This is a genomic window from Bradyrhizobium sp. (assembly GCF_019242285.1).
Lineage (GTDB): Bacteria > Pseudomonadota > Alphaproteobacteria > Rhizobiales > Xanthobacteraceae > Bradyrhizobium.
In genome coordinates, this window is sequence record NZ_JAFAVV010000394.1 from 1 (window position 1) to 3284 (window position 3284).

Consider the following 3284-nt stretch of genomic DNA (forward strand, 5'->3'; position numbering starts at 1 on the left):
AGCCAATCACGGGTATGACCGTCTGCTGTGCGTGCGCCATGAGCGGCCACGCCACCGCACTGCCAAGAAGAGTAAAGAACTCGCGACGCTTCATGTGTCCTCTCGGAGCCTTTGCGGCTCATTCGATGATGCGATCGACACGGGCAAGGAGCGTGGGTGGAACGTCCAGCCCCAACGCCTTGGCCGTGCTCAGGTTCACCACGAGCTCAAATCTGGTTGGAGCCTGAACGGGAAGCCTGCTCGGTTTCTCGCCCCGGAGGATGCGGTCGGCGTATTCCGCAGCGAGCCAGAACTCATCTCGCTGATCGCTTCCATAAGAGAGCAGGCCCCCGCTCTCGGGAAAAAAGCGCCATGGATACACGGCAGGCAATCTGTGCCGAGCGGCGAGTGAGATGATCTCAGCACGATGGACATTCAGGTAACCGTCAGGGATCACGATCAGGCCCGTGTTTGGCGTGTTGGCCTGCGCCCCGGTTATCATTTCGAGTTCCGCGATACCGTGAATAGGGGCAGCAAACGCCTCTAAGCCAAGGGCTTGTGCGGCGTCATTGAACGGTTTTAGGTAGTAGTTGACGTATGGAGCAGTCGCGGGATTGAACAAGAACGCTGCCCGGACAACATTTGGGGCGATCTCTTTTAGCAGGGCCAACCATTTTCCGGCCATCGAGGGTTCCATGATGGTGAAGCCGGTGGCATTGCCTCCCGGCCGTGCAAGGCTCTCGACAAAGCCGCTCCCGACCGGATCGGTGACAACCACAAAGATGACTGGGATTTGGCGCGTCACTTGAAGCATTGAGCCCGTCGGCGGAGTGTTTTGCGTCAGGATTACGTCTGGCTGAAGCGCCACAAGCTCAGTGGCCGCCTGACGGGTGGACTGCGCGTCGTCGAGCGCTCCCCAGCGCGTTTCTATTAGGACGTTGCGGCCTTCGACCCAACCGAGTTCGCGAAGCCGCTGCCGAAAGGCATCAAGATAAGTCAGAAACTCCGCGTCGTTCTGCGAATGCGCCATCAGAACGCCAATGAGCCGCATCCGATTAGGTTGTTGCGAGCGTGCCGGAAGGACCCAGAAACTCGGGGTACCACCGATAAGCATGAGCAATTCGCGACGTCTCATATATTATTCTCCGAGCCTCACCGCGGCCACTCGGACGCCCTTCCATAGCACGTTGAGCGGTCAATCGGCGCGCTCAACCATTCGAGTAAATCGTTGGGCCCGGACCTGCAGAGACAGCGGCACCTCGATGCCCAGCCTTGGCACCCGTAAACTGACCAGCAACTTGATCTTGGTAGGCTGCTCGATCGGGAGGTCGGCGGGTTTGAAGCTTTGAGGATGCGATTAACGTAGAATGGCGCATCGACTGTGCATGCAAAGAGGCGGCAAGTCTCGCGGGCTGTCGGCCCTCTGCGCACTGCAAGTAGGCACTGGAATGATCAACACTGTGTGGCAACTGAGCGGTGATATGGCCGAGCGATACGAAGAATTCCTCGTGCCAGTCATCTTCGTTCCGTGGGCACGCGATCTCCTTAGCCGCACCCACCTGAAACCTGGAGACAAACTTCTCGATCTGGCATGCGGCACAGGAGTCGTTGCTCGTCTGGCAGCCGATCAGGGTGTGTCCGTGATAGGAGGTGATATCAATCCAGGGATGCTGGCTGTTGCCGCAGATCGGGCAAAAGGTTTGCACGTCTCGTTTCAGCAGGCCGATGCCCAAGCCCTTTCATTCGAAGATGGATGTTTTGATGCTCTCATTTGCCAACAAGGACTACAGTTTTTTCCGGACAAGCCCGTTGCGATCTCGGAATGTTTCCGGGTCCTCCGGCCAGGTGGGCGCGCAATCTTCTGCACTGCGCGTGGTCTCGATGAAAACCCTCTCATGCGCTCGCAGGTCGTTGCTTTCGGCCGCCATCTGGGCGAGGACACGACGATGGCCATTCGGTCGGTTTGTGGGTTCACCGACCCGGATGAGATGCGCGCGTTGTTCGAGCAAGCCGGCTTCAGTCCGGTGAATGTCGAGAAGGTTGTGCTCGATCTCTTCGCCCCCGATGGACGAGCTTTTGTTAATGGAATGATGAAATCCACTCCGGTGGCAGACAGAATAGCGGCGATGGATCAGCCTGCCCGCGACGCGTTGCGCGAAGCGCTATTGCAGGAATTCGGCGCTTGCTTTGATGGAAGCGCGCTCCGTTTTCCTCACAGTGCGAATGTCGCGGTCGCCGCTCGGCCTGCTTGAGCCTGGTCAGCACCGTAAAACGAAGGCCGCATGCGCAAACGGTCATAGCTGCACCCTTTTTGCCGAGATCAGAATTAATGCGACCGGCAAAACGGTTCAAAGCCGGTCTCCGGAACCGGGCTGAGCGACGTCCGCCTTGCTTCGGAATGCTACCGTCGGATACTCGGCCAAGCCCGTTCCGGCCAATTGCCGACTCAATCGGCGCAGCAAATTGCGTCCTATTCGATCACCTCGTCGACGCGCACAAGAATAGAGTCGGGGACCGCGAGGCTGAGTGCTTTTGCCGTTTCAGGGTTAAGTACGAGTTCGAATTTGGTAGGCTGCATTATCGGCAGGTCGGTGGGTGTGGTGCCACTGAGGACTCTGCCGACATAGATGCCGGTTTGGCAGTATATGTCGAAGCGATCGGCCCCGTAACTGATCAGACCGACGGCCTCAGGAAAATCGCGCCACTGATAAATCGTGGGAATCTTATGGCGAGCCGCCAGTGCAATGAGTTGGTCGAGATGGCTGGTAAAGAACAGGTCGGCGCTCACTATCAGTGCGCCAATCTTTTGCTGAGCTAGATTTGTAAAAGCGCCGCTGATTTCGGTTTCTTTAGTTGCGTTGAGCAACAGCTCTTGTAACCTGGCGGAGAGCGCTGCCGCCCGCAGCCAGCTTCACCTCACCAGCAGACATCGTCACGGCAATCAGTCGTCGCACTCGGGCCGTGCCGACATCAGATCGCTTTTCGGCTCTTTGGAAATAATCGCCGATGGGCGGCTCGCGATCGCGCACCGCGGTCCCGGAGACGTTGCGCGAGGGGCGATGGTCGAATGTTGGAGGGTTCGCGGATTCATTGCTTCCCATCTGGGTACTGATGCAGAGCTAGCCACATGCGGCCGGGGGCCGCGATTGCTATGCCGCGACGAACACACGTTCTGCGGTGGTCAATGGTCTCAGTAGCTTTCGCCGTCCGAAATCTGTCCGAAATTGACTCGGGTGGCCACCGACGATCGGGGCCGCATGCCGCGCTCCTGCTGGTGCTTGGACGAGTTATTCACGGGGTCTTGT

General features: G+C 58.2%; 3 protein-coding genes. 1 reads left to right on the forward strand and 2 read right to left on the reverse strand.

Annotated elements, in window-relative coordinates:
* Window positions 1-118 precede the first annotated feature (118 nt).
* Entirely contained in the window at window positions 119-1114 is a 996-nt protein-coding gene (locus JOY90_RS15295) for an ABC transporter substrate-binding protein (protein ID WP_291691955.1), read from the reverse strand.
* Window positions 1115-1427: 313 nt separating this feature from the next.
* Between JOY90_RS15295 and JOY90_RS15300 the strand changes: the two genes are divergently transcribed.
* Window positions 1428-2231, forward strand: coding sequence for a methyltransferase domain-containing protein (locus JOY90_RS15300; protein WP_291691956.1), 804 nt, complete (start codon window positions 1428-1430; stop codon window positions 2229-2231).
* 218 nt (window positions 2232-2449) lie between these two features.
* Here JOY90_RS15300 and JOY90_RS15305 read toward each other — a convergent pair whose 3' ends face one another.
* Window positions 2450-2845 (reverse strand): ABC transporter substrate binding protein, encoded by a 396-nt coding sequence (locus JOY90_RS15305; RefSeq protein ID WP_291691957.1) that lies wholly within the window; start codon window positions 2843-2845, stop codon window positions 2450-2452.
* Between the last annotated feature and the right edge of the window lie 439 nt (window positions 2846-3284).